The sequence below is a fragment of the Sphingobium sp. LMC3-1-1.1 genome (assembly GCF_040676285.1).
Lineage (GTDB): Bacteria > Pseudomonadota > Alphaproteobacteria > Sphingomonadales > Sphingomonadaceae > Sphingobium.
This window is the reverse complement of record NZ_JBEGHQ010000034.1, coordinates 210,838-236,898: the sequence shown is the minus strand read 5'-3', so window position 1 is coordinate 236,898 and position 26,061 is coordinate 210,838. Positions and strand designations below refer to the sequence as shown.

Here is a 26,061-nt window from a genome sequence, read left to right as displayed (position 1 = left end):
CATCGCTGAAGCCGAACCACCATCTCGTTCGGTACCGACACGAAGCTGACTGATCCGCCTCGTCGGATCCGTCCGTCCTTGCCGAACGCCCGTTCGCCCAAGACCATCCCTGATGGCGCGTGTGACTGGTTGCGCCGCCGGTCCATGCCTGCAATAGCCGCCAGCCCGCCTCCACAATCCGCACATAACAGGACGGAATCATGACTTCGCTGGCTCGCTCGATCGGCATCGACTTCGGCACCACCAATTCGGTTGTCGCGCTGGGCGGCGTGGATGGCGAGGCGAGGATGGTGGATTATCCGGGGCCCGACAACACCGGGTCGATCTTCCGCTCCGCTCTTTGCTTCTGGGAGGATCATAGCGTTTCCGGCGGTGTCGCGCGTGAAGCGGGGCCTTGGGCCATCGCCGAGTTCCTTGAGTTCCCCCAAGGCAGCCGCTTCCTGCAATCTTTCAAATCCGTGGCAGCAAGTAGGGCGTTCGAACATGCAACAATCTTCGACAAGCGGCTTCGCTTCGAGGAGCTGGGCCATGTTTTCCTGGAGCGGTTGCGGGCGCATGCTGCCGACGCGCTAAAGGACCTCCCTTCCCGCATCATCGTGGGACGCCCGGTCCGCTATGCGGGGCAGCGCCCGGACAGCGCACTTGCCTGCCGGCGGTACGAACTCATGTTTGCGGCCCTCGAACGGGAAATCCATTATGTCTACGAGCCGCTGGGCGCTGCGTTCAGTTTTGCTTCCCGCCTGGCCGAACCTGCCACTCTGCTGGTCGCGGATTTCGGCGGCGGCACCAGCGACTTTTCTGTCGTACGGATAGAGGCGCCGGGGACCCTGCGGCGCTGTACGCCGCTCGGGTCCGCCGGCATCGGTATAGCGGGCGATCGCTTCGACTATCGCATCATGGATAAGCTGGTCCTGCCGATGCTGGGCAAGGGCGGCACCTATGCGTCCATGGGCAAGACGCTGGAAATACCGCCCGGCCATTTCGCCGATTTCGGCGACTGGGCCCGCCTCGCGCTGATGCATAACCGGCGTACGCTGGCCGAGCTGGAGAAGCTGAAGCGGGCAGCGAATGATCCCGCCGCGATCGGCCGTATGATCGCCGTGGTGGAAAATGAGCTTGGCTATCCGCTCTATGACGCGGTTGGGCGGTTGAAGCGGACGCTTTCCACCGAGGAGCGCGCGCACTTCCATTTCGACAGTTCGGGCGTGTGCGTGGAAGCGGACGTCAGCCGTGCCGATTTCGAAAGCTGGATTGCACCCGACCTCGCCCGCATCGGCGCGACGGTGGATGTAGCGCTCGACCGGGCTGGGATCAGCGCGGGTGCGATAGACCATGTCTTCCTGACCGGCGGCTCCTCATTGATCCCCGCCGTCCGCCGCTTGTTTGAGGAACGCTTCGCCGCGAGCCACATTGCGAGTGGCAATGAGTTGACCTCCATCGCCCACGGCCTCGCACTGATCGGTCAGGAGGCCAGCATCGCTGAATGGACGGCAAGCAGCGAAGATGAAATCGAGCAGGGTTGAATAGCGGTCGGGTACCAAAAATTGGCGCCGAATGACATCCGGTCGGCCCGCTCTGCAAAGCCCGCCTCCCCCTGAACGCCGGTCGGGAGAACATCGATCGCGGTCAGGTGGTTTTTTTGGCCGCCCCATGCCTCACATCTTCGATCGGGGGGAAATAAGTGCATCCATGGACCAGATGCCGCCGCCGCGGGCGACAAGCGGAAGAAGGATCGCGGCCCAGCTGAGATGCGTCGGCCAAGCATCGGGATAGACGAATGTCTGGATGACTAGGGTCATGCCGAGCAGGGCGAATGCCGAAAGCCGCGTGAACAGGCCGAACAGCAGCAATATCGGGAAAAGATGCTCCGCCCAGGTCGCCATCGTTGCCGCAAGATCCGGCGGGACGAGCGGCAAGGCATATTCGGTGCGGAACAGTTCAAATGTGCTGTCGGTAATGGTAAGGATACCATCCACCTTGGTCCGTCCCGACAGGAAGAATATGGCTGCAATGCCCAGACGGGCGACCAGCAGCAACAGCGCATCGGGCAGCAGCGTTTCGATCCGCCGGACGATGGCGCCGTGGATTGGCGAGGGCAGGTTCATCGTTCGTCTCCAGGAGGCATGGCCGGGACGGAATGGCGCCCCGGCCGCCATGGTCAGGCCTTGGGGGAAAGCGCGCCGTTGCCCTTGGGCGTCTTGATCGACGTGCAAGTGCCTGCCTTCACCAGCTTCCAGGCATTGCCCTGATAGTCGACCTTCGACGTGCCGGCGCAGCTCGTGCCGGGACCGGCCGCGCAGTCATTCTTGCCGGCGAGCGAGACGCCATAGCATTTCTCCATCTTCGGCTTCGTCTCGGCATGGGCGGACGCGGCGAGCGCGGTTGCCGAAGCGATAGCGATGCTGGCGGCGAGCGCGGCATGAGTGGTACGCATGATAATGTCCTCTTCGATCCGTCGCCTCTGCGCGCGACCCGGACAGGGGCCGGGCCGCGCGGTGACCGGGGAGGAGGCGTGAAGCCCGTGTCACATCGGTGGGTTCGGGGAAGGGCAAGGTGCGGTTACAATCGAACAGCGCAAAAATTTTCCGTCGATGATGTAACCGATGGCCGGTCCGGTCCGAACATGCGGGCGAGGAGATTGAATGCAGACCACAGAGGAGCATCTGCGCGCGTTGATGATCGATGGGCTGGACGGCGACGCTGCCGCCCATGCGGCCTTGCTGCGCCTGCTTGTTCCGCTGCTGCGGGGTTTCTATCGGCGCCGTGTTCGCGGCGCCGACGACGATGTCGAGGATATGGTGCAGGACACCCTTATAGCCGTTCACACCCGCCGCGCGACCTATGATCGCGGGCGCGCCTTCACCGCCTGGCTCTATGCGGTCGCCCGTTACAAGATGATCGACCATTTCCGCCGCGTCGGCCGGTTGCGGCCGATCGACGATCTGGAAGAATTGCTGGTCGCCGACGAATTTGAAACAAGCAGCATCGCGAAGCTCGACATAGACGATCTGCTGGAGCAATTGCCGCCCAAGCAGGCGCGGATGATCCGCGCGACCCGGCTGGAGGGGTTGAGTGTCGCCGAAGCGGCAAGCGCGGAAGGCATAGGCGAATCCGACGTGAAGATTTCGGTGCATCGCGGGCTGAAGGCGCTGATGGCGCGGGTGCAGGGGGCGATGCGATGAACACGGACGATCTGATCCGGCAGCTTGCCAGCGATACCCGCCCGGTGGGCAGAAACAGCGTCGCGCGGCGGCTGGCCATCGGGATCGTCGCCGGCGGTATCGCGTCGGCGCTGCTGATCCTGGCGTCGATCGGCGTCCGCCCGGATCTGGGCACGGCCATGCAGGGCGCGTCCTTCTGGGTGAAATGGGGATACACCCTTTCCCTGTCGATCGCCGCGCTGATGATGACGGCCCAGCTCGCCCGGCCCGACAGCGGTCGATTGCGCGGCTTGTGGGCTCTTGGGATACCCGTCCTGCTTCTCGCGGCGATCGGCCTGCTCGAACTGGCGCGCACGCCATCGTCGCAATGGCTGGTGATGTGGCTCGGCCATAGCTGGAAGAGTTGCCCCTGGCTGGTGCTGTCGCTGTCGGCGCCGATCTTTGCTGGCTTGCTATGGTCGTTCCGCAGGCTCGCCCCTACCCGGCTCCGCGCGGCCGGTGCGGCCGCCGGTCTGTCGGCAGGAGCCTTCGCGGCGACCGTCTACTGCATCCATTGTCCCGAAGTGTCGGCGATCTTCGTTCTGACCTGGTATTCTCTAGGAATATTGCTCGCGACCTTGGTCGGCATGCTGGTCGGGCCGCGGCTGTTGCGCTGGTGAAGCGGAAGCCGCACCGTCGCGCAGCATTTGCCGTCGGTACCGTAAATTTCCGCCGCCGCTGTAACCGCGCGCCGCTTCGAACCGAAAGACAGGGGCCACACTGGCTCAACATTTTTTCGGAGAGATCATCATGCTCACCTATAATAGCGGCATCGGCATGGCCGCTTCCGCCGCCGCCATCGCGATCGTGTCGGCAGCAGCGGCCCCGGCCGTGGCGCAGGACAGCGCGGATACGAAGGTCGTCCATTGCTACGGCGTCAACAGCTGCAAGGGCACGTCCGACTGCAAGACCGCCAGCAACGAGTGCAAGGGGCAGAATGTCTGCAAGGGGCATGGTTTCAAGGCCATGACCGTCAAGGCGTGCAAGGCCGCCGGAGGCAGCCTGACCGAGCCGAAATGACGTTTCCATGCCCGGCGCGACCATTCGCGCCGGGCAGCATTATCAGCAGGGAGTGTGCCCATGATCCCGTCCTTTCCCGGTTTCGGACTTGGACTGCGTAAACCGCATTACGCCGACTTCCTGGACCACCGTATCGCGGTCGACTTTCTTGAGGTGATCTCGGAGAATTTCATGATCGACGGCGGTCGGCCGCGGCGTATCCTGCGCGACATCCGCGCCCGCTACCCCGTCGCCCTGCATGGCGTGTCCATGTCCATCGGCTCCGCCGACGGCCTTGATCAGGCCTATCTCATCCGGCTTCGCGCGCTTGTCGATGACATCGAACCTTTGTTCGTTTCGGATCACCTGAGTTGGTCGCGGATCGAAGAGTTCAGTTCGCACGATCTGTTGCCATTGCCCTATACGCAGGAAGCATTCGACATCGTCAGCGCCAATATCGACCGCGCGCAGAACGCGCTGGGCCGTGCGATGCTTATCGAGAACCCTTCGACCTATATCGATTTCGCTCCAGCGGACATGACCGAATGGCAGTTCATCGACGCCCTGTGCGCGCGAACTGGCTGCGGTCTGCTGCTCGATGTGAACAATGTGTTCGTCAGCGCCAGCAATCATGGCTTCGACCCCATCGCCTATCTCAACGCCGTGCCGCATGATCGCGTGCGCCAGATCCATCTCGCCGGGCACAGTCAGGGTGACCATCTGCTGATCGACACGCATGACCGGGCGGTACCTCCGTCCGTGTGGCAGCTCTATGCACATGTCCTGCCGAAGCTTGGGCCGGTCGCGACGATGATCGAGCGCGACGACGCCATCCCGCCGTTGCTAGACCTTCTGGCCGAACTCGGAACTGCGCGTCGGATCGCCGCCGGAAAGCTGGAGGAAGCGGCATGAGCCTGCTGGCGCTTCAGCGCGACATGCGTGACTGGCTGATGCGGGAAGATGGGGCTGCTGCCGACCGCATCGGTGCGACCGCTGCGCCAGGTCTTGCCGTTTATCAAAATAATTATCGTACCCAACTTGTCGCCTGTCTGGAAAGCAGCTTCCAGCGGACACGCGCGTGGATCGGCGAAGACATGTTTCTTCATGCCGCCGTGCATCACATTGACAACGTCCCGCCGAGCAGTTGGACGCTTGACGCATATGGACGCGATTTTCCGGCAACACTTGCACGACTTCACGCTGCTGATCCCGAGATCGCGGAAATCGCCGGCATCGAGCTTGCGCTGGAGGAGCTGTTCGTTGCAGCCGACAGCCCTGCCGTTGGACTGGACGGTCTGGGCGGTGTCGATTGGGATCGCGCGGTGTTGACCTTCGCGCCGTCAATCGACCTTCTGCATCTTAACACCAACAGCTTTGCCATTTGGTCAGCGCTGGCTGCTCAAAAGGAACCGCCCGCGCCGCAATATCTGGACAGGCCCGATGTCGCCCTCTTGTGGCGTCAGGGCGAACAGTGCCGTATCAGGACTATCGACGATGCCGAATTGCAGGCGCTGCTCAAACTGCGTTGCGGCATGACATTCGGCGCATTGTGCCGCGACGTCGCTCTGTTGCTCGGAGAAGAGGCAGGCATGACGCTTGTTGGACGGTGGCTGGGCTCATGGCTTTCCGACCATATGGTCGTCGCCATAGACGATCGCGTGCAAGCTGCAGCACGGTGCTCATCGCATCTTCAGCTTTGAAGACCGCTTTTTGAAAGATGCCGTCGTTGCGGCTTCCTTTGAGGAACTGCAAAAATTGGTCGACACCTGAAGGAATAGCGAACCGTCTGCACCTGGGAAGCAAGAATGGGAGGCTGGGCGTCTCATAAGGGTCGAAATAGGTAGGCGGCACTTGGGACATTAGACGCATTCGTATTTCAGGGACCGCCAGAGCCGCTCGATGAAGACATTGTCCATCCAGCGTCCCCGGCCATCCATGCTGATCTTGATCTCGGCCGCCCGCAGAACGCCGGTGAAGGCGTTGCTGGTGAACTGACTGCCCTGATCCGAAGATCTCTGGCTTGCCAAAGCGGGCGAGCGCCTCCTCCAGCGCCGCGACGCAAAATCCCGCATCCATCGTGTTCGACAGCCGCCAGGCCAGCACCTTGCGGCTCGCCCAGTCCATGATGGCGACCAGATAGAGGAAGCCCTGGCGCATCGGAATGTAGGTCACGTCCGCGCACCACACATGATTGGGGCGCTCGATTGCCAGCTTGCGCAGCAGATAGGGATAGACCCGGTGCTGTGGGTGCGGATCGCTCGTTCGGGGCCGTTGGTAGATCGGCGTCAGACCCATCTTCGCCATCAACCGCCGAGTCCGACGGCGACCCACCGCACGGCCAAGGCGCTGCAGATGCCGCGCCATCTGGCGGCTGCCATACCAGGGGCAGTCCATGAACACGGTGTCGATCACCGCCATCAGCGCCAGCGTCTCGTCCGTTTCCGGAACCGGGGCGTAATAATAGGACGAACAACTGATCTGCAGCAGGCGGCATTGCGTCGAGATCAACAGGCGGTGGTGAGCAGGTTCGACCATCGCCCGCCTCCGATCCACGCTCATCGACCAAAGGCGTTCGCTAAAAAATCCCGCTCCACCATCAGTTGCCCGATCTTGGCGTGCAGCTTTTCCACCTCGCCCTCGCTGACTGCCTTGGCCGCATCGCTCGCCCCGGAGAACGTGCCCGCCATCCCGTCGATGGCCTGCCGCTTCCAGGCCGCGATCATCGTGTGATGGACCCCATGCTTGGCAGCCAGTTCTGTCAGCGTCACGTCCCCACGGATCGCTTCCAGCGTCACCTTGGCTTTGAAATCGGCGCTGCAGCGCTTTCGTCTTCATTCCCGTACCAATCCATCAGGTCGGGATTAGGACGGATCGACATTCAGATGATGACGAGCCGAAAATGGTGATTGTTCGTGACCCGGCGCGCAGCGTACTTTCAGTATGTGAGCACCGGAAGCACGGAAAACCGCGATTTGCAGGCCGTCGGGGCTGGATGTCGATCCGTCCTAGCCGGCATGACCCAAGGCCTGGGTCAAATCTGCAAGGATGTCGTCGATATGCTCCAGCCCGATCGAGAGGCGCACATAGCCTTCCGATACACCGGCGGTGGCGCGCTCTTTCTCTGAAAGCTGGGAATGGGTGGTTGACGCGGGATGTATCGCCAGACTGCGCGCATCCCCGATATTGGCAACATGGTAAAACAACTGGAGCGCGTCGATGAACCGGCGGCCCGCTTCGCGACCGCCGGCAAGCTCAAAGCCGAGCAACCCACCATAACCTCCGGTCAGAATCCGGGCGGCTCTCTCGGCCTGCTGTCCGGTTTGCAGCGAGGGATGAATGACGTTCAGTACATCCGCCCGCGCGTTCAGGAAGGCTGCAACCTTGACGGCATTCTCACAATGCCGGGGCATGCGCAGGGGGAGGGTTTCCAGGCCCTGCAGTATCTGGAATGCGTTGAAAGGGGACAATGCCGACCCAAGGTCACGCAGCAATACCGTCCTTACGCGCAAGGCATAGGCGATCGGGCCCAAGGGCCTGGCCGCTTCGCTCCACACCGCTCCATGATAGCTTGGATCAGGTGTGTTGAGCAGGGGTTGTCGATCGGGGAATGCGCTCCAGTCGAAGTTGCCGCTATCCACGATCATGCCACCCACGGAAGTGCCATGCCCGCCGATATATTTGGTGGTCGAATAGACGATGATTGCCGCACCATGGTCGAACGGACGGGCAATCAGCGGGGCGGCCGTGTTATCCATGATGAGCGGAATGCCCATCGGCCTACCGAGTGCGGCGATCTCCGCAATCGGACATACAACGAGCTTGGGATTAGGCAGAGTTTCGGCGTACCAGGCCCGCGTGCGATCGTCGCTGGCGCGAACGAAGGCGTCTGGATCGGCGGGATCCACAAAGCGAACCTCGATGCCCATGTTCTTCAGCGTATTTGCAAACAGGTTCCAGGTGCCGCCATACAGGTCCGTCCCGCTGACAATATTGTCGCCTGACTTCGCAAGATTCTGGATCGCAAAGGCCGAAGCGGATTGTCCCGACGCCACCGCGACCGCAGCGGCACCCCCTTCGAGCGCGGCAATGCGCTGTTCGAGGATGTCGGTCGTGGGATTGCCGAGGCGTGTGTAGATGTTGCCCAGTTCCTTCAGGGCGAACAAGTCAGCGGCATGGTCGGCATCGCGAAACTGATAGGAGGTGGTTTGATAGATTGGCGGCGCGACCGATCCGGTCGCGGGATCTGCCCGCCACCCAACGTGAAGGACCATTGTTTCAGGGTGCAGGCTGTGGTCCGTCATCATGTTCCTCTCTTCGTTGATGCCTTTGATAGGAAGATTGCTGAAATCATTCCCCGAAATTGGCACATCGCGATGCTAATTCTTAACGTTGCACATCATGCATGTGAAGGAGGAATGGCTTTGCTGCTGCTCGTCCACCTGGCGCTGTCAAAGCAAATGCACGTGATGTCAGGAGGGGGGTTCCGCCTGCCCTTCCCACCTAAAATGCATCCGGTGGAGACGAGTTCGCATTGGACTGACAGCACCGTTCCCAGTCTATTTTCAGCCACATCAGCCGCCGGGTTCACTCGCTCCCTATGCGTGCCAGATAATAGGGGATCATTGCCCGCACCGCCCGTTCCGCATCGTGCCGGCGATAGCCGAGGCGCCGGACGCTCTCAGGTTCGGGTTCATAGGCGACAATTGTGTTACGCCCGGAATAAAGGGTGGCGTCGGGCATCGAAGGATGTTCGGCGTCGCGCACCGGCAGGGACTGCGGTCGGCCCAAGGCGTCGAGGATCAGTTCATAATAATGAGCGAACAGCCAATTCTCGTCGCCTACGAGATAGGCTTTCCCGTTCTCGCCCCGCTCGAGCGCGCCGGAGACAGCTTCGGCAAAGGACAGGATCGACATGAAATTGCCGCCACCTGGAATCATCCAGAGCGGTTGGCTGTCCATCTGGCCGAGCAGGTAACGGATCGACCATTCCAGTGAAATCGCACCCACGCCCTCCACATGACCCATGATAAAAGGGGCTTCCAGGCTACAGACGTGGAAGCTGTCGCTAGCCATGGCGCGCACAGCGTCGTCCGCCGCTTTGCGTGAAGCGACATAGCCGCTCGCTTCGATGCGGTAGCGCGGAAGAACGGCAGTATAATAGCTGCCTACATAGACAGCCCGGCCGATTCCGGCAGCGCGCGCCCGGGCGAAGAAGGCAGGCACGGCAATGCTGTTCGCCTGGTGGAAATAGGCTGCTTCGTTGGCGTTCGGCGGCAATTGCCGCACATCATTGGCTGCGGCGAAAACCAGGGCGTCGAAGCGCGACAGGAAGGCGACATCGAAATCGTCGGTCTGGTAGCTGCCCTGCGCGAAGGCGAGGCGATCGAGCGCGCCGGGTGCAGGCGGATTGCGCCCTGCGATCGTCACGTCGTGACCCTGCTCGGCAAGGTGCAGCGCTGCGCCCGCGCCTATCAACCCGGTGCCGCCCACCACCAATATCCTGGCCATAGCCTCTCCTGCTGTAGCGCATGGCTCCGACCTCTGGGATCGGTTCAACGCGCGAGAAGAGTATCGAACCGGTAGCCGAGGCCAATTTTATTCTGCTGAATGGCGCATCCAGCACGGACGTGATCAGCTCCGCTACAGATTGTGGTCCAAATTGGCCGATGATAGCCTTCCGTACCGATAAAATTGGGAATGGAGAGCCGCTGTGGCAACGGTCCTGAAGGACGTCGAAGCACCTGCGCACGTGCCCGTCGATCTGATCTTTGACGTCGATATCTACAATTTGCCAGGGCTGGAACATGGGCAGACGCTCGACGTCCATGCGCTGTGGAAAGATGTTCAGGACCGGCATCCGCGTGTGTTCTGGACGCCGCGTTATGGCGGTCACTGGATAGTCAGTCGCTACGCTGACATAGAGAAGATACTGCTGGACCACGGCACATTTTCGAATGCGGAGCCCTTCATTCCCAAGGGCGTCATTCCGTTTCAGACGCCCGTGCAACTCGATCCACCCGAACATGGCCCATATCGCAAGCTGTTGATGCCAGCGTTCATGCCAGCGTCGCTAGCGCGCGCGACTGACCGCGCCCGCGCCGCAGCGGCATCGATCATCGAGGAGTTGCAGCCCCGCGGACGGTGCGAATTCGTCAAGGATTTCGCCGGCGTCATGCCGATTATGGCATTCCTGACCCTGATTGACCTTCCGGTCGAGGATTTCGCTTATCTGCGCAGCGTGGCGGTTGAAATGAGTGACCCAACCAATCCCAATGCGGCGCAAGCCTGGACGGACATGTCCAATTACGTGCTGCGCCAGATACAACTGCGCCGGGATGAACCGCGCGACGATTTCATCACGTCGATCCTGTCGGGACAGGTGGCAGGGAGGCCGCTGACCGATGATGAGATTTTCAGTATGTGCCTGCTGATTGTCGGGGGCGGACTGGACACGGTCGTGTCGATGACAAGCCTGGCCGCAAGTTACCTGGCGCAGCATCCTGAGCTCCGGCGCATGATCGCAGCACGGCCTGAGCTGTTGGATAATGCTGTGGAAGAGATTGCGCGGCGTTTCGGCACCAGCAACCTCGGTCGATTGGTGCGCCAGGACACCGAAATCGCGGGCGCGAAAATGAAGGCGGGCGACATCGTGCTATGCCTGTTCCCCCTTGCAGGATTGGACGAGACGGTAAACGACGATCCGATGACGCTGAATTTTGAGCGCAAGCGTCCGAAACACCTGGCGTTTGGCACCGGCCCCCATACCTGCATCGGCAATCGCCTGGCCAAGCGGGAAATTCGCATATTTCTCGAAGAATGGTTCAAGCGGATTCCCGATTTTCGCTTAGTCGAAGGGTGTATGCCCCGAGTGCGCACGGGCATAGTCAATTCGGTCGAACGGCTCGATCTGGAATGGGACGTATAACGCGGCAGGATAAATTTGCCGACCAATTCGCGTGCCGTCTGCTTTGCTGAGATCGCACATGGCGGTACTGTCAAAGCAAACGGCCCCGCAGTAACGGTTGGCATGAACAAGCCTGTTGCCAGTCCATTCCGGTGCTTCAACTCCTCCCCGAAAGTAATCCGCCTCGTGGTGCTGATGTATGTCCGCTATCCGCTGTCACTGCGGAACGTGGAGGACCTGCTCTTCGAGCGTGGCATCGACATCTGTCATGAGACGGTGCGCCTCTGGTGGAACAGGTTCAGTCCACCGTTTGCGGACGACATCCGCCGGCAGCGGATCAGCCGCATGAAGGACTTCCGCCACTGGCGATGGCACCTTGACGAGATGTACGTCAAGATCAACGGAGATTCGCATTTTTGTACATGGACCGCATGAAGGCCATCATTATGACTGCCATTGTGCCACCCATGACCATAGCCATCCATGTCCGGGTCTGGCTGAATTCCACATGGCTGAGCGCGTAGCTATTAACGTACATTAGACCAAACATGATGACAGTCGATGTCGCGATCATGGCTGCGAAGCGACCGTAACTCATCGACATATCCATCTTTTTATTCCGGTCATGTTGCTCATATTCCATTGCCAATCTCCTTTTGCGGTCCCCTCCTTTTCATTCCGAATAGCGTGTGGTTGATCGCAACGTTCCCGCGATCGCTACACTCTCTAGGATGATTTTCGCGGCAGTCGACATCTACGCTGGACTCAGAACCGGAAGCGCAGCCCAGTAACCGGCGGACTTACAAAGAGAGACGCTCGGCCGCCTTGCCCAGTAGCGGCTTCTCTTCAACGGAATCCTCGCGCTTTTTGACCGAAAACATCATGTGGAGAGTGGTTTGCCTTTGTCTGACAGCACCGGTCTTAGCAATCTGTTTACTATGACGGCATAGAAGCGACAGATGTGGGAGAGGCTGTCGCTTGCTCAAGGCATTACAGATCGGATACAAGCCTCGTGAGGCACGTCACCCGGTGTTGATACCGGCGCGGATGCACATAGGCGCATCCTGGATCGAAGTTGTCATTCACAATCTGTCCTCCGGTGGTGCGCTTGTCGCATCTGACGAAGCCCCAGATCGCGGCACATATGTGGAAATTCGGCGAGGGCGACAGACCATCATTGGGCGGGTCGTCTGGCGAAAGGATCGCTTTTTCGGAATCCAGGCGCAGGGCAGGCTCGACGTCGCTGCCATAATCGACGAACCGCGCCTGGCTTCCCGCCCCCGGTCGGCGAAAGACCCCGGATCTACTTTTGAGCGCCGAGCACAGCCGAGAATGGATGCTGATGCCAGGATCGCACGCCAATTGGAGAACAGCCGGCGTTGGTCAGCGGTATTCCAATTTGGTGTGTTTATCGCCCTGGCTCTCATTGCTGCTGGCTTCGCCGCCAGTCAAATATACGATGTCCTCTCGCCATCGTTTTCCGAAATAGAAAGTCACCTTTAACTTTACGTCCTTTGGGCCCGCAAATTTCGCACTCGGGCCATCGCCGTTCAGCAAAAATATTTCATGGACAAACATGCGATATTGGATGCCATCGCGGCAGGCGGTGCATTGCCAGATCGACCGGGCTATTTCATCGCCCCGACCACCGTGCGGGGCATAGAGGATGGAGGCCGGCTGGCCGATGAAGAGTCGTTCGGTCCGCTTCTCCCCGTGGTGAAGGATCAAGGATGAGGAGAATGCGCTGCCTCATGCTACGGCCTTGGCGGATCGATCTGGTCGTCGATAATGGTGGTGAAGGCCTGCATGAGTTCACGCAGTTGCATGCCGTCAATATTGCGAAGTAGCAGAGCGCAGTGCGGACCTGCGCAAGAGAGGATCGTTCATGAAAGCGGCGGTACTGCGGGAAATCGGCAAACCATTGACCATTGAGGACGTTACGATCGGCGACGTGGGTCCGCGAGAGGTGAGAGTGGCTGTGAAGGCGGTCGGAGTGTGTCATTCGGACCTGCACTTCGCCGAAGGGCACGTGCCTTTTCCGCTGCCCACCATATTGGGCCATGAAGCGGCGGGAATCGTGATCGAGGTCGGCAGCGATGTACGCTCGGTCAAGCGTGGAGACCATGTCGTAGGCTGCCTCTCCGCCTTTTGCGGCCACTGCGCGTCGTGCGTTTCCGGCAGGCTGGTCCTGTGCAGCACGGGCGAGACGCGGCGGGACGCGGCAATGCCACCGCGGCTTTCCATCGGCGGCGAGGCCGTTCACCAGTTCGTCAACCTGTCGGCGTTTGCCGAGGAGGTGCTTGTCCATGAAAATGCCCTTGTGGCGATTTCGCGCGACATGCCCTTCGACAAGGCAGCCGTGCTGGGATGTGCGGTGCTGACGGGGGTTGGCGCCTCCATCCACTCGGCAGGGATCCGGCCCGGCCAGACCGTTGCGGTCATCGGTTGTGGAGGCGTAGGATTGTCGGCAATCAATGGTGCTCTTCTGGCGGGTGCTGGCAGGATCATCGCGGTTGACCGCGCCCCCGCCAAGCTCGAACTGGCGCGGCGCTTCGGCGCTACCGATGTCATTGAGGCAGGCGAAGACTTGGTCCATCAAATATTGGAGATGACCAGAGGCGGCGTCGATCATGCCATAGAAGCGATCGGTCTCAAATCCACCGTCGAAGCGGCTTTCGCCATGCTCCGCCCTGGCGGAATCGCGACGGTCGCCGGCATGATGCCCGTGGGAGTCAAGATCGAACTTGAGGGCTTCGCCCTGCTCGGTGAACGCCGGCTTCAGGGTTCGAACATGGGCTCGAACCATTTTCCGGTCGACATACCGCGCCTGGTAGATTTCTACATGCAAGGTCGCCTGAATCTTGATGACCTCGTGGCCGCGCATATCCGCTTGGATGAGATTGGCTCGGCCTTCGACGCCCTGCGAAACGGCGAGACAGCAAGGTCTGTCATCATGTTCTGACCATAAGAAGGCCGTCGGCGGTCTGCGTCGTTCGCTACGTGATTCCTGCTGATCTTAAAGCGGTTCCGAGATGCTGCAGGAGCTGCAAATGCATGATCGAGCGGATTTGACGCAAACTGCCGAAATTGAGGGCAGAGGCGAGAAAGCTGCCATTTCGGAATCTGGAACAATAAATTTGGCGCTGAACGGCCGGGTAGGGTGGCTAGCGGAATGTCGGCTTTTCAACAGATACGTGTAGAAAGCGGACGGAAATCAGTTGCGGTGAGGGCTGCTGCCCATTTTTGCCAACCACGCATTATGCTCTGCAACGTCCTTAGGTGCAGCGATCCATCCAAAGATGAGAGTTCCGACCCCTTGCCCAATGATATGAGCGCCCATTGGAGCCCAAAAAAAGGTCCAAACGGTAACAGGCAGGATTCGCGGCAAAAGGAATAGGCATATCAAGCCACCTACAATCATCGCCCCGGCGGAGAAGGTGGTTAAGCGCCGTTCGTTCGGTAATGTTTTCGCGTCGGGCCGAGAAAAAACCGCCACAAATGTCGGCTTAGGATCAGGCCATTTTCGCCCCATCCAATAGCTCAAGTAGGTCATTGATAGGCCAATCCCGAATGCCGCAAGGGTAGGCGGTTGAGCCACTGCACAGGCCAAGAGGCTTACGAGCACCGATATCCGACTGAGTCTGTTCATGGCGGAAAGCTACGGCGCGTGAGGTTGCTGGACCGTAAAGAGCGGCCGGTGAAAGCGGTCATTAACTCGACAGCTCTACATCGGCACGGAAAGGGAATGCTGTGCGGAAAATGAAGTTATCTCAACGGGCACTTATATATGGGATCGCCTTCGCATTATTTGCCGCTGGCTTTGCGGTCCGTTTTCTTTCCCTTCCTGCATGGCTCCATCTGACGATCTACGGGATTTTCGCTGTGCCGGTGATCTGGTTGGGCTGCCGTGAATTGATCAAACGAAAGGCGGAAAAGCGGATGGACCGAGAGGCGGCTTGGCGGACCTTTATCCGCGACCGCAACGTCCGTTAGTGGTCGATTTCGCATAGGCAGCTTACCGATGAGGCAGCGACCATCTCATGCCGCTTGCGCCACGGGCTATCGCGGTGCTGCGGGCGCCTTCAGTGGACCGGAGACGGGCGCCTGTTGTTCCTCAACAATCGTCACTCCCATCGGTCGATGAGCAAAAATGCAATCGGCTCGCCAAACCGATGCTGGTCGGCATGCACCCCGATGTGTCTAGCGAAATCCGCGTCCTGCTCTTTGCTCGCCGTCCACGGTAAAGGTGGTGTGGTTCGCGGCGTCGGAGCTGTTGCCCACCCACAGGTCGAAGGTGCCGGGATCGATCACCCAGCCCTTGGCGGCGCTGCTCCAATATTGCACGCTTGCTTCGTCAAGTTCAAAGCGAAGGGTGCGCCGCTCCCCTGGTTGCAGCGTAACGCGCTGGAACCCCTTCAGCTCGCGCACCGGGCGCGAAGCGCGGCCCGCGCGCTGATGTATATAGAGTTGCACCACCTCGTCTCCCGCGCGGCGCCCCGTGTTGACAACGGTGGTGGAGACGGTGATCCGCCCGCCCGGCGCCAGCCTGGCCTTGTCCAGCTTCGGCGCGCTGACAGTGAAGCTGGTGTAGCTCAACCCGTAGCCGAACACGAACTGCGGGGTGGAGGGGATGTCCCAGTACCGCTTGTCCTGGTCCTTGGGGCTATGGGTGGTGTTGTGCGCATAGTAGATCGGCACCTGCCCCACGCTCCGGGGCCAGGTGACCGGCAGCTTGCCGCCCGGATTGACGTCGCCGAACAGCGTGCGCGCGACCGCGGTGCCGCCACGGGTGCCGCCATACCAGACGTGGAGGATCGCCGGGGCACGATCGAGCACCGGGCCGAGCTCCAGCGGACGGCCGCTCATGGTGACGACCACCATCGGCTTGCCGGTCGCCATCACCGCCTCGAACAGCCGCAGCTGATTGCCCGGCAGCTTGAGATCGGCGCGTGAAGCACCCTCGCCGCTCATATCCTCGGCCTCGCCCAGCGTCAGCACGATGAGGTCGGACTTTGTCGCCAATGCCACCGCGCGGTCAAACTCCGCCTTGGCACGGCCGGCGTCCCAGCGCGGCTCGGGTTTGGCGGTGCCGGGGATCGACAAGGCCTCGAAGATGGAGGGTACCGTACGCTTGAGCTGAACCCCCGGGGCGGTCTCGACCGACGCGGCGGCGCCGAGACGATCGCGTATGCCCTCGAACACCGTCACCGTTTCCGGCAGATCATATTGGAACGACCAGGGGCCGAGCATGTCGCGCCTGGAATCGGCGAGGGCGCCGATCACCGCCACCTTGCCGTGCGCACCGGGCCGAAGCGGCAGCGCGCCATCGTTCTTCAACAGCACGAACGAACGCTCCGCAGCGGCCTGCGCGGCCTCGCGATGCGAGGGGTCCGCGAGCGTGGCCGCGGCGCGCGCTTCATCGACATAGGGGGTTTCGAACAGGCCCATCCGGAACTTGGCGACGAGGATGCGGCGCACCGCCCGGTCGAGGGTCGCCACGGGCAACCTCCCCTCGCGCACCGATGCGGCAAGCGTTTCGGCGGAGGCGGCAGGGCCAAACGACATCTCCATGTCGTTGCCCGCCGATATACTGCGCACGGCGGCATCGGCCTCGTCGCGCGCGAAATGCTGCGTCACCTGGTTCCTGGTGCCGTTGGCATCGGACACGACCCAGCCCTGAAACCCCATCTGGTCGCGCAGCACGTCGGTCAGCAGCCATTTGTTGCCGACCGCGGGCACGTCGTTTAGGTCGGTGTAGGCGCTCATCACATTGCCCGCGCCGGCCCGCACCGCTGCGGCGAAGGGTGGCAGGATGACATTGTAAAGCTGCGAATCGGAAATGTAGACGCTGTCATAGTCGCGCCCGCCGTCCGCCGCCGCATAACCAGCGAAGTGCTTGGGCCCCGCGATCAGATGGTCCGGCGAGCCGATCGCCGGTCCCTGGAATCCTCTGACCTGCGCCGCCGCCATCACAGAACCGAGGAACGGGTCCTCACCCGGACCTTCCACGATGCGTCCCCAGCGCGGATCGCGCGCGATGTCCAGCATCGGCGCGAACGCCCAGTGGATGCCGACCGAGCGCGCCTCGCGAGCGGCAATGCCCTGCGAGCGCTCGACGCTCACAGGATCCCACGATGCCGCGTTGGCGATCGGCACCGGGAAGATCGTCCGAAAGCCATGGATCACGTCATAGCCGAAGAGCAGCGGAACCTTGAGGCGCGTTTCCTCCACCGCCACCTTCTGCAGCCGGTTGATTACCGCTGGATCGGTGACGAACAGCAGCGAGCCGACCTTGCCGCGTCGCACCGCCGGGACGAACTCTTCCAGCGCGCCGAACATGAATTGCTGGGAAACCTGCCCCGCCTTCTCCTCCAGCGTCATCGCCGCGAGCAGCGCATCCGCCCGCCGTTCAGGCGAGAGCGATGCGTCCGTCCATACGCCGGCGGTGGGCGCAATCTGCTGGGCGACGAGCGCGCCGCTGACGCTCGTCAGCGCCATCGCCCCCGCCAGCAGCCGTGCCGCCAATCCCAATCTCACCATCTGCGACAACTCCCCGACCGATCCCTGCCTGCGCGCATCAGAAGCTCAACCTGGCGCGGATGCCACCATAGCGGCGCGAGTTGCGCAGGAACGTCTGCGACAACTGCCCGACCGTCGCACCCGATGCCGGAGCCAGTGCCGCGACATAATGCTTGTCGAATATATTGTTGACGAACAGTGCGATGCGAAGGCCGCCGCGATCCTTCTGATCGATGCCGATGCTGCCGTTCACCAGCGCGTAGCTTCCGTAGATATTGATCGGGTTGTTCAGCAGGTCGAACTGAACCTTGCTCTGATAGCTCACATCGGCCTGGATGAAGGCATCGAACGGCGCATTGGGCAGCAGCAGCTCATAGGTTCCGCCAAGATTGGCCTTCCAACGCGGCGAGTTGCTGAGCCATTTGCCCGCAAGGTTCTGGCCGGTAGTCGTCGACGGACCGGCGCCGTCGAGGTCGAAACAGCCCAGCGCCGCCGTCTGCCCGGTATAACATTGCGCGTTGGGGAACTTGCGGATGGTCGCCTCGGTATAGCTGACGCCGCCGTCGATCCGCAGCGCCTCGATCGGTCGCGCCTGGAACTCGGCCTCGATGCCACGGGTGCGCAATCGGCCGACATTGTTCAGGAAGACCTGGATCGTGTTGTCGGGCAGCTGAACGCCCGACTGCGCCTGGAAATCGTTGAAGTCTGTCCAAAAGGCCGCGACGTTCAGTTGCAGCCGATTGTCGAGGAAGCGGCCCTTGAAGCCCAGTTCATAGGCTTTCGACGTTTCGGGGCGGACGGGTACGGCCGCCCGCGTCGAGGTGAAGCCGGTGGAGATGTCGTAGCCCTGCCCCTTGTAGCCGGTGGCGTAGGAGGCATAGGTCATCACATGCTCCGACAGGTCCTGCCGCAGCGCGACCTTGTAGGTCACGACCCCGTCCTTGTCCGACCCGCGACAGGTGGCCAGACATGTCGCGTTGTTGGCAGGCGCCACCGCTGGGGTGACGAGGTTCAGGAAGCTGACCGAGATCTTTTCCAGATTGGCGCGGATGCCGACATCGACATGGGTCCGCTGGGCAATGTCGTAAGTGAACTGGCCGAAGGCGGCGTAGCTTTTGGTGCCATTCGCAGAATTCCACCGCGCCACCACCGGGCCGGTCGGCCCGCGGTCAAAGGAGCGATCCGTATCGCCATTGGCATAATATAGTCCCGCGACATAGCTGAACGGCCCGCCGCCCTTGGACGCGAGCCGCAGCTCCTGCGTGAACTGCCGGGCATGGTAGCCGCTCTGCGCGACGATGCCTCCGGGGATGCCCAGCACCGGGCGCGACACGAAGTCGAAATCCTCTATGAAGCGGAAGCGCCAGTCCTGATAACTCGTCACGGAGATCAGGTTGGCGAAGCCCAGGTCCAGCGTTACGCGCGCGGACCCGTTCGTTTGCCGGCTTTTGTTGAACAGGGGTCCATCGATCGAAGTCCGAAAATTGTCCTTGCCTGGCTCGATTCCGTCAAGCGACGCAATGGGAACACCGAAGATGGCCGCGCCCGGAGGCGCCAGGCGGAACGTGCGCGCAGTGCCGCGGCTCTCGCTTACCGAATGGCCGGCAATCAGATCGACCGTGAGGTTGGACGCCGGGTTCAGCGTAAGACGTCCGCGTACCCCGTAGCTCCTGTCATTGTTGAGCCGACGGCCATCGAACACATTGCGGATGAAGCCATCGCGGTCACCGTAGAAACCATTGATGCGGAAGCCCACGCCGTCCGCGACTGGACCGGAAAGAACCGCGTCGACCCGATATTCGTCGTCGGTCGTGGCAACACCTGTGACGGCGCCGGTCAACTTCGCCGTTGGGCCCTGCGAAACGATGTTGAGCGCGCCGGCGGAGGCGTTCTTGCCGAACAGCGTGCCCTGTGGTCCGCGCAGCACCTCGATCCGGGCGATGTCGCTCAGGCCCGAAAAGGCCTGTGCTTGTTGAAGAAGCGCGACGTCGTCAACGATTACGGCCACCGAGGGTTCGATCGCGGTGGAGAAGGCGCTCGTGCCGACGCCGCGCAGGTTGATCGAATTGTTGGTCGGCAGCGCGCCCGTGGTCACGGTCAGACTGGGAGCCAGCCGGGGCAGATCGGACACGGTGGTGACATTGCGGTTGACCAGCGTGTCGGCGGTGATCGCCGTCACTGCGACCGGCACGTCCTGGAGGTTTTGCTCGCGCTTCTGCGCGGTGACGACAATATCTTCAAGCGCGCCGGTATTGGAGATGGAGGTGTTCGAGCCCTGCTGATCGCCTGGCGGGGAACGCGGGCTGGCGACGCCACCGGCCGGCGTGTCGGATGGCGTGTCGGATGGCGAGATGCTGCCTTCCTGCGCCTGCGCCGCGAGCGGCGTGATGGCGAATGCAGTGCCGGCAAGCAAAAGGCCTGGATAGCGCATGTGGACCTCCCCTTAATCATTGTCGTGTCACACGATCTGGTAAGGCCAATTTATAGTATTGGTAGAGCACGTCAATGGCGATTCTGATTTTAGCCTTTGGCCATTGCGTCATGATAGATGCTTTGGCCTGACCGCATAGGGAATGCGCATGTGTTGCGCGTCGTCCTGCGCCATGCACCCAATCGCAGATATTCACGCCCTTCCGTAGCGGCGCTGCGCCGGGCTCCAGCACTGACCAGTCTACAGATCGCCTTCGACGCCAAACCCCGCGCGCGGCGCACGCGACCGCTCGACCATCCCTTCGCTTGCCGATCTTATTGCTGACATCTGCTCCCCGCTGCTGCTATATGGATTTCTCCAGCAGTCATGTTATTGGTCAGTCCGATGTCAACAACTGCGCCTGCGATCCCGCCATCCTCGTCTGTCACCGATCCTGTCCCGACGGGAGGAGAGCGATTATACCAGCGGCTTGCCAAGATGCTCCACGATCAACTGGCCTCCGGCCACTATGCGGTGGGAGACAGATTGCCGGCGGAGCGCGAACTTTCAGTCGCGCACGGCGTCAGCCGGCCCGCGGTGCGCGAGGCGCTGATAGCGCTGGAAGTACAGGGATTCGTGGAAGTACGCGTCGGTTCGGGCGCGTTCGTGCGGCGCCTTCCCGGAGACGGCGACGACCGGCCGGGTTTCGCGATCACCGCGTTCGAACTGACCGAGGCGCGGATGGTGTTCGAAGGCGAGGCGGCAGCGCTGGCCGCGCTGCACATCACCGATGCGGAACTGGCGGAACTGGCGCGGCTGATCGAGCTCATCGAGCAGCCGGATCTGCCGTTCGAGGCCGCCGAGGCGGCTGACCGTGCCTTCCATCTCCTCATCGCCCACGCCACGCGAAATGCTGCGGTGGAGATGACGATCAACCAGTTCTGGCAAATCCGCACGAGTTCGCCCGAATGCGCCCTTCTCCACAAAAAAGCGCGCAGCGCCAATGTCCGCCCCGTGATGGACGAACATAGCGCTATACTGATCGCACTGAGAACCCGGGACCCGGTGAAATCGCGCCAGGCGATGCGGGCACACCTGAATGCGGTGATGGATCACCTGCTCTTCGCCACCGAAGAACAGGTGATCGAGAATGCCCGGCGATCACTGGATTCCGCACGCGCGCGTTATCGCGCCGTCTCGAAGGTTTAATGATCTTACAGAATTTGCTGACTGGTCAGACCAGTTTGAACCTGATAGATGCGCCTTACTGGAGAGGTGGGCATGATCTATCTTCGCGCGGCGCTGATCGCCACAACCACGCTACTGGCATTCTGCGCCGCCCCTGCCGGAGCTTCGCCCGGCCCATCCACGCGCGTCGAGGCGCGAGAGATCGTCTCGCTCGCCGACGGCTGGCGCTTCCATCTCGGCGACCTGCGGGACGCGCCGACCGGCGAAACGATCGACGACAGCGGCTGGGAATCAGTCCGGGTACCGCATAGCTGGAACCGGGTGGGCTATTACCGGCCCAACCCCGCCAGCCATCTCCATAGGGCCGAGACGGTCAACAAGACGCAAGGCGTCGGCTGGTATCGCTTGCGCTTCGCAGCGCCCAGGGCAGCCGGTAAGCGCATATGGCTGGAATTCGATGCGGCCAGCCGCGTTGCCAGCATATGGCTGAACGGCCGCAAGCTGGGCGACCATGCCGGCCCCTTTTCCCGCTTCCGCCTCGATGCGACCGAAGCGCTGCGACCCGGCGCTGACAATGTGCTGGCCGTTCGCGTCGACAACAGCGCGCCCGGCCCGGATGCAGCGACAGCCGATGTGCTGCCGCTGACCGGGGATTTCTTCGTCCATGGCGGCCTCTATCGTCCGGTCAGGATGGTGATCACTGATCCAGTCCATTTCGACCTGGCGGATTTCGGCGGCCCTGGCGTCTACGCCACCACCCGGAGTGCGGACGCGAGCGCCGCGAAGGTGGAGGTGCGGACGCGCATCGCCAATGACACGGGCAGGCGCACGGCCGCCCTGGTCACCGCGACTTTGCTCGATGCAGCGGGACGCGTGGTCGCCGCGACAAGCCGCAGGTTGACCGCCACTGCGGAAACGAGGGAGTTGCGCCTGGAGCTCGACGTGGCATCCCCCCATTTGTGGCAGGGTGTTGATGATCCGTATCTTTATACTTTGGCGGTGACGCTGTCCGACGCGCGCGGGCGCGTGCTCGACCGCTTCGCCCAGCCGTTCGGCATCCGCACGATCAGCATCGATCCGGACCGTGGCCTGTTTCTCAACGGGCGTCACCTGGCGTTGCACGGCGTCGGCTATCACCAGGATCGCGAGGGCAAGGGCTGGGCGATCAGCCCGCACGACGTCGCCCAGGACGTTGCGATCATGCGCGAAATGGGCGTTAATGCGATCCGGCTGACTCATTACCAGCACGGACAGGCCATTCACGATCTGGCCGACCGTTATGGTCTGCTCCTGTGGGACGAGATCCCGCTGGTCACGATCTGGACCCGTCGCGGCGAACTGGATCCTCGCCCTGCCTTGATCGACAATGCGCGGCAGCAATTGCGCGAACTGGTGCGGCAGAACGGCAATCACCCATCGGTAGTGAACTGGGGCATCGCCAACGAGGTGGATTTCGGGAATTCCTTTCCGGCCTTCCTGACCGGCTATCCTGAGGGACGCTCGCCTGATCCCATGCCGCTGCTGAACATGCTCCACGCGCTGGCGCGCGAGGAGGATCCGTCGCGGCCTACCGCGCTCGCCACCTGTTGTGAGGGCCGGCTGTTCAACGAAGGCACAGCCATACCGGAAACCGCGAAGGCGGCGGGCCTGGGTGGCGCGAACCGCTATTTCGGCTGGTATTTCGGGGTGGCCGACGATCTGGGGCCTAATCTCGACCAGCTGCACGCAAAGCGGCCGCGCCAGCCATTGTCAGTGACCGAATATGGCGCTGGCGCGGCCACCACCATCCACACCGATGATGTGCGCGGCGGGCCAATCGATTCGCGTGGCGTCAATCAGCCCGAGGAATATGCCAGCTACATCCATGAAGAGGCCTGGCGCACCCTGAAGGCGCGGCCCTATCTGTGGGGCACCTGGCTGTGGAACGGTTTCGACTTCGCCACCACGATCCGGAGCGAGGGCGATGCGCAGGACATCAATACCAAAGGGCTGGTCAGCTACGACCGGGCCATCCGCAAGGATCCCTATTATTTCTACAAGGCCAACTGGACCGCCACGCCCACCGTCTACGTCACCGGGCGGCGCTATGTCGACCGGGCCTATCGGGTGACGGATGTGCGGGTCTACAGCAACGCCACGTCGACCGAACTGACCGTCAACGGCCGCGCGCTGGGCACGCGTACCAATTGTGCGGACCGCATCTGCCTGTGGGAGAAGGTAGCGCTGTCCCCTGGGGCAAACGCGATCATCGCGCGCGGCGCCTTCGCCTCCGGCCCTGTGGAGGACAGGGTCGACTGGACGCTGTCGCCTGCGGCAGCGACGGCGTTCCGCATCGATGCAGGGGCGATAGTCACGGCCACCGCCTCCACCCGCTTCGGCTCCGATGCCTTTTTCGAGGGCGGCGATGCGGGGACGCTCAACACGCCGGCCGACTATGGCAAGCCAGCCGTCACCGCCGCGATCGCGGGAACCGAGGAAGATGCGCTCGTCGCCACCTTTCGTCAGGGTCGCTTTCGCTATCGCGTGCCGCTGGCCGACGGCCGCTACCGGATCGTGCTGACCTTCGTCGAACCCTCGCTGGCGGCGGGTGCCCGCCTGTTCGACGTGACCGCCAATGGCCGACCGATCGTGTCCGCGCTGGACATTGCGCACGCTGCGGGCGGCACCGCCATCGCGCTGCGGCGGGAGGGGGAAGTGGCGGTTCGCGGCGGGACACTGGATCTGGCGTTCGTCCCGCGAAAGGGCGCCGCGATCGTTTCCGCCATTGAAATCACGGACGCGTCGCACCGCGCGCGCTGACTGGGAGACAGAATGCCATGCCGCTGACACAGACCATGCGCTGGTTCGGACCGAGCGATCCGGTGCCGCTGGCGCATATCCGCCAGGCGGGCGCGACCGAAGTGGTCAGCGCGCTCCACGAAGTGCCCAATGGTGTTGTCTGGAGCGTGGAGGCGATCGCCGCGCGCAAAGCGATGATCGAGGAGGCTGGCCTCCGCTGGAACGTGGCGGAAAGCCTGCCTGTGCATGAGGGCATCAAGACCCGCAGCGCCGACTGGGATCGGCTGATCGAAGCCTATCGGGACAGTCTCGTCAATTTGGGTGCCTGCGGCATTCGCGTGGTCACCTATAATTTCATGCCCCTGCTGGACTGGACGCGCACCGATCTCGCCTGGCGGGTGCCGGACGGGGCGCTGGCGCTCCGCTTCGAGTGGGAGGCGGTCGCCGCCTACGACATTCACATCCTGCGCCGCCCCGGTGCCGACGCCGATTATGAGGCGGCGGTGGTCGAGGCCGCCGGCCGCCGCTTCGCAGCGATGGACGACGAGGCCCGCAACCTCCTGGAACGGACCATCATCGCCGGCCTGCCGGGCAGCGAGGAAAGCTTCAGCTCGGCCCAGTTCCTTCGGGCGCTGGGCACCTATGCCGAGGTGGACGCCGAACGTCTGCGCGCCAACCTTCATGCCTTTCTGGAGGCCGTCTGCCCTGCCGCGGAGGCGGCTGGCATCCGGCTGGTGGTCCATCCGGACGACCCGCCCTTCCCGATTTTCGGCCTGCCCCGTGTGGTCAGTACGGAGGCGGACGTGACCGATATGTTCGCCGCAGTACCCAGCCCCGCCAACGGTTTGTGCCTGTGCACCGGCTCGTTCGGTGCAAGGCTCGACAATGATCTGCCGGGAATGATCCGCCGGCTGGGCGCCCGCATCGGCTTCCTTCACCTGCGCTCGGTCCAGCACGAGGGTTATCGCGTGTTCCACGAGGCGGATCATCTTGGCGGCGACGCCCGGATGGCGGAGGTGGTGGCCGAAGTCGTCGCGCTGTCAGAGGCCGAGCGGCGCGACATCCCGATACGTCCCGATCATGGTCATCAGATGGCCGACGATCTCGAAAAGCAGACCAATCCGGGTTACTCGCTGATCGGACGCCTGCGCGGGTTGGCCGAGCTTCGCGGGTTGGAACGCGGCATCGTCCACATGCGGCATGGCCCGTCGGCGCACGCATGACCAGCCGACTTGTCCTGTAGCTTAGAGCAAGTTTCCCAGCTGTCCGGTGCAACGCGCGCACGCTCTACGCCGAGGTCGCCGGGTTGCCGATCGGCAGCCCGCATGGTCATACCGCCATGTTGAGCAGTTCGTGGGTATATTCGCCCAGGTAACGAGACGGTTGCGACCGCCATACGAACACTTGAGCGATTTTCCAGCGATCTTAACGCTATGTCACCCGGGAAGGCGGATGGCATGATTGTAGGTGCCGGTCGGGGCCTTAAGCCTTTTCCAGCGTGCACTGGAGCGGGTGCTGGTTCTGGCGGGCGAAGTCCATGACCTGGTTCACCTTGGTCTCCGCCACTTCATAGCTGAAGATGCCGCAGATGCCGACGCCGCGCTGGTGGACGTGCAGCATCACCCGCGTCGCCTCCTCCATGTCCATGCGGAAGAATTGCTGGAGGACGTGCACGACGAATTCCATCGGCGTGTAATCGTCATTCAGCATCAGCACCTTGTAGAGGGAGGGCTTTTTCGTCCGGGCGCGGGTGCGCGTCGCGATGCCGACATTGGGACCGCCCGAGCCTTCGCCCTGGTCGTCCTGATCTCTGTCCGTCATCATCACGGAATATGCCATGGTCGAGAAGCTGTTCATGATGGGCAAGGATATGGCGATTTGCGCTTGCATGGCAAGGGGGACGAGAGCGCGTAAACCATCCTTCCCGTCCGGAAGGGCCTGGGGGAACGTGTGATGGGCGGTTTGCCGTCGGCGTGCGCCGTGGCCTGAAGGGACGGGCGCGCTCATCCTCCCATGGGTCGATTGTCGATCGGCCCCCTGGCGGAAAAGGAAAACGGCCCCGA

Annotated in this window: 20 protein-coding genes and 3 pseudogenes; 14 read left to right on the top strand and 9 right to left on the bottom strand. The window is 62.2% G+C overall.

The annotated features are described in order from the left end of the window. Positions 1-200 precede the first annotated feature (200 nt). Complete coding sequence (locus tag MRBLMC3_RS17325; RefSeq protein ID WP_363830794.1) at positions 201-1,523, top strand: Hsp70 family protein; 1,323 nt, start codon at positions 201-203, stop codon at positions 1,521-1,523. Between the two features lie 132 nt (positions 1,524-1,655). Here MRBLMC3_RS17325 and MRBLMC3_RS17320 read toward each other — a convergent pair whose 3' ends face one another. Together MRBLMC3_RS17320 and MRBLMC3_RS17315 are read right to left on the bottom strand one after the other, a co-directional pair. Further along, the gene (locus MRBLMC3_RS17320; RefSeq protein ID WP_363830791.1) at positions 1,656-2,105 is read right to left on the bottom strand and encodes a DoxX family protein; all 450 of its coding nucleotides are present in this window, start codon (positions 2,103-2,105) and stop codon (positions 1,656-1,658) included. A gap of 53 nt (positions 2,106-2,158) precedes the next feature. Continuing rightward, complete coding sequence (locus MRBLMC3_RS17315) at positions 2,159-2,434, bottom strand: DUF2282 domain-containing protein (protein ID WP_363738773.1); 276 nt, start codon at positions 2,432-2,434, stop codon at positions 2,159-2,161. 208 nt (positions 2,435-2,642) lie between these two features. Between MRBLMC3_RS17315 and MRBLMC3_RS17310 the strand changes: the two genes are divergently transcribed. The 5 genes from MRBLMC3_RS17310 (at position 2,643) to MRBLMC3_RS17290 (ending at position 5,899) form a co-directional block, all read left to right on the top strand. After that, a complete protein-coding gene (locus MRBLMC3_RS17310) occupies positions 2,643-3,182 on the top strand; it encodes a sigma-70 family RNA polymerase sigma factor (RefSeq protein WP_363830789.1) in 540 nt (179 codons plus the stop codon). After that, positions 3,179-3,820, top strand: coding sequence for a DUF1109 domain-containing protein (locus MRBLMC3_RS17305; protein WP_363830787.1), 642 nt, complete (start codon positions 3,179-3,181; stop codon positions 3,818-3,820). The genes MRBLMC3_RS17310 and MRBLMC3_RS17305 overlap by 4 nt, the downstream gene beginning before the upstream one ends. A gap of 130 nt (positions 3,821-3,950) precedes the next feature. Next, entirely contained in the window at positions 3,951-4,220 is a 270-nt protein-coding gene (locus MRBLMC3_RS17300; protein ID WP_363738967.1) for a hypothetical protein, read from the top strand. Between the two features lie 60 nt (positions 4,221-4,280). Next, positions 4,281-5,111: a DUF692 domain-containing protein gene (locus tag MRBLMC3_RS17295; protein ID WP_363830784.1), complete on the top strand. Its 831-nt coding sequence runs from the start codon at positions 4,281-4,283 to the stop codon at positions 5,109-5,111. Further along, positions 5,108-5,899: a DNA-binding domain-containing protein gene (locus tag MRBLMC3_RS17290; RefSeq protein ID WP_363830783.1), complete on the top strand. Its 792-nt coding sequence runs from the start codon at positions 5,108-5,110 to the stop codon at positions 5,897-5,899. The genes MRBLMC3_RS17295 and MRBLMC3_RS17290 overlap by 4 nt, the downstream gene beginning before the upstream one ends. A gap of 162 nt (positions 5,900-6,061) precedes the next feature. Here the strand turns inward: MRBLMC3_RS17290 and MRBLMC3_RS17285 are convergent. From MRBLMC3_RS17285 to MRBLMC3_RS17275, 3 genes and pseudogenes are all read right to left on the bottom strand, one after another. Next, positions 6,062-7,027, bottom strand: a pseudogene (locus tag MRBLMC3_RS17285) (IS3 family transposase); the annotation flags it as partial. Positions 7,028-7,204: 177 nt separating this feature from the next. Further along, positions 7,205-8,500 carry an O-acetylhomoserine aminocarboxypropyltransferase/cysteine synthase family protein gene (locus tag MRBLMC3_RS17280; RefSeq protein ID WP_363738965.1) on the bottom strand — a complete coding sequence of 432 codons (1,296 nt, stop codon included), beginning with the start codon at positions 8,498-8,500 and terminating at the stop codon, positions 7,205-7,207. A gap of 283 nt (positions 8,501-8,783) precedes the next feature. Beyond that, positions 8,784-9,707, bottom strand: a complete 924-nt coding sequence (locus MRBLMC3_RS17275) for an NAD-dependent epimerase/dehydratase family protein (RefSeq protein WP_363830780.1) — start codon at positions 9,705-9,707, stop codon at positions 8,784-8,786. A gap of 202 nt (positions 9,708-9,909) precedes the next feature. Here MRBLMC3_RS17275 and MRBLMC3_RS17270 point away from each other — a divergent pair, with 202 nt between their 5' ends. Further along, positions 9,910-11,124: a cytochrome P450 gene (locus MRBLMC3_RS17270; RefSeq protein ID WP_363738762.1), complete on the top strand. Its 1,215-nt coding sequence runs from the start codon at positions 9,910-9,912 to the stop codon at positions 11,122-11,124. Between the two features lie 102 nt (positions 11,125-11,226). After that, positions 11,227-11,535, top strand: a pseudogene (locus tag MRBLMC3_RS17265) (IS6 family transposase); the annotation flags it as partial. On the opposite strand, the pseudogene MRBLMC3_RS17260 reads toward MRBLMC3_RS17265, so the two are convergent. Beyond that, a pseudogene (locus tag MRBLMC3_RS17260) lies at positions 11,507-11,701 on the bottom strand (DUF305 domain-containing protein); the annotation flags it as partial. The pseudogenes MRBLMC3_RS17265 and MRBLMC3_RS17260 overlap by 29 nt on opposite strands. Positions 11,702-12,081: 380 nt before the next feature. Here MRBLMC3_RS17260 and MRBLMC3_RS17255 point away from each other — a divergent pair. The 3 genes from MRBLMC3_RS17255 (at position 12,082) to MRBLMC3_RS17245 (ending at position 14,065) form a co-directional block, all read left to right on the top strand. After that, the gene (locus MRBLMC3_RS17255; RefSeq protein ID WP_363830775.1) at positions 12,082-12,606 is read left to right on the top strand and encodes a PilZ domain-containing protein; all 525 of its coding nucleotides are present in this window, start codon (positions 12,082-12,084) and stop codon (positions 12,604-12,606) included. A gap of 63 nt (positions 12,607-12,669) precedes the next feature. Then, positions 12,670-12,837: an aldehyde dehydrogenase family protein gene (locus MRBLMC3_RS17250; RefSeq protein WP_363830773.1), complete on the top strand. Its 168-nt coding sequence runs from the start codon at positions 12,670-12,672 to the stop codon at positions 12,835-12,837. Positions 12,838-12,988: 151 nt separating this feature from the next. Further along, positions 12,989-14,065 (top strand): Zn-dependent alcohol dehydrogenase, encoded by a 1,077-nt coding sequence (locus tag MRBLMC3_RS17245; RefSeq protein WP_363830771.1) that lies wholly within the window; start codon positions 12,989-12,991, stop codon positions 14,063-14,065. A gap of 1,238 nt (positions 14,066-15,303) precedes the next feature. Here MRBLMC3_RS17245 and bglX read toward each other — a convergent pair. After that, positions 15,304-17,643, bottom strand: a complete 2,340-nt coding sequence (gene bglX / locus MRBLMC3_RS17240; protein ID WP_363830769.1) for a beta-glucosidase BglX — start codon at positions 17,641-17,643, stop codon at positions 15,304-15,306. Positions 17,644-17,680: 37 nt separating this feature from the next. Next, the gene (locus MRBLMC3_RS17235) at positions 17,681-20,053 is read right to left on the bottom strand and encodes a TonB-dependent receptor (protein WP_363830766.1); all 2,373 of its coding nucleotides are present in this window, start codon (positions 20,051-20,053) and stop codon (positions 17,681-17,683) included. Positions 20,054-20,419: 366 nt separating this feature from the next. Here MRBLMC3_RS17235 and MRBLMC3_RS17230 point away from each other — a divergent pair, with 366 nt between their 5' ends. The 3 genes from MRBLMC3_RS17230 (at position 20,420) to uxuA (ending at position 25,221) form a co-directional block, all read left to right on the top strand. Then, positions 20,420-21,241 carry a FadR/GntR family transcriptional regulator gene (locus MRBLMC3_RS17230; protein WP_414714659.1) on the top strand — a complete coding sequence of 274 codons (822 nt, stop codon included), beginning with the start codon at positions 20,420-20,422 and terminating at the stop codon, positions 21,239-21,241. A 72-nt stretch (positions 21,242-21,313) separates the two neighbouring features. Then, the gene (locus MRBLMC3_RS17225; protein WP_363830763.1) at positions 21,314-24,019 is read left to right on the top strand and encodes a glycoside hydrolase family 2 TIM barrel-domain containing protein; all 2,706 of its coding nucleotides are present in this window, start codon (positions 21,314-21,316) and stop codon (positions 24,017-24,019) included. Between the two features lie 17 nt (positions 24,020-24,036). Continuing rightward, positions 24,037-25,221, top strand: a complete 1,185-nt coding sequence (uxuA, locus tag MRBLMC3_RS17220) for a mannonate dehydratase (protein WP_363830760.1) — start codon at positions 24,037-24,039, stop codon at positions 25,219-25,221. Positions 25,222-25,480: 259 nt separating this feature from the next. On the opposite strand, the gene clpS is transcribed toward uxuA, so the two are convergent. Then, positions 25,481-25,837 carry an ATP-dependent Clp protease adapter ClpS gene (clpS, locus tag MRBLMC3_RS17215; protein ID WP_414714658.1) on the bottom strand — a complete coding sequence of 119 codons (357 nt, stop codon included), beginning with the start codon at positions 25,835-25,837 and terminating at the stop codon, positions 25,481-25,483. Between the last annotated feature and the right edge of the window lie 224 nt (positions 25,838-26,061).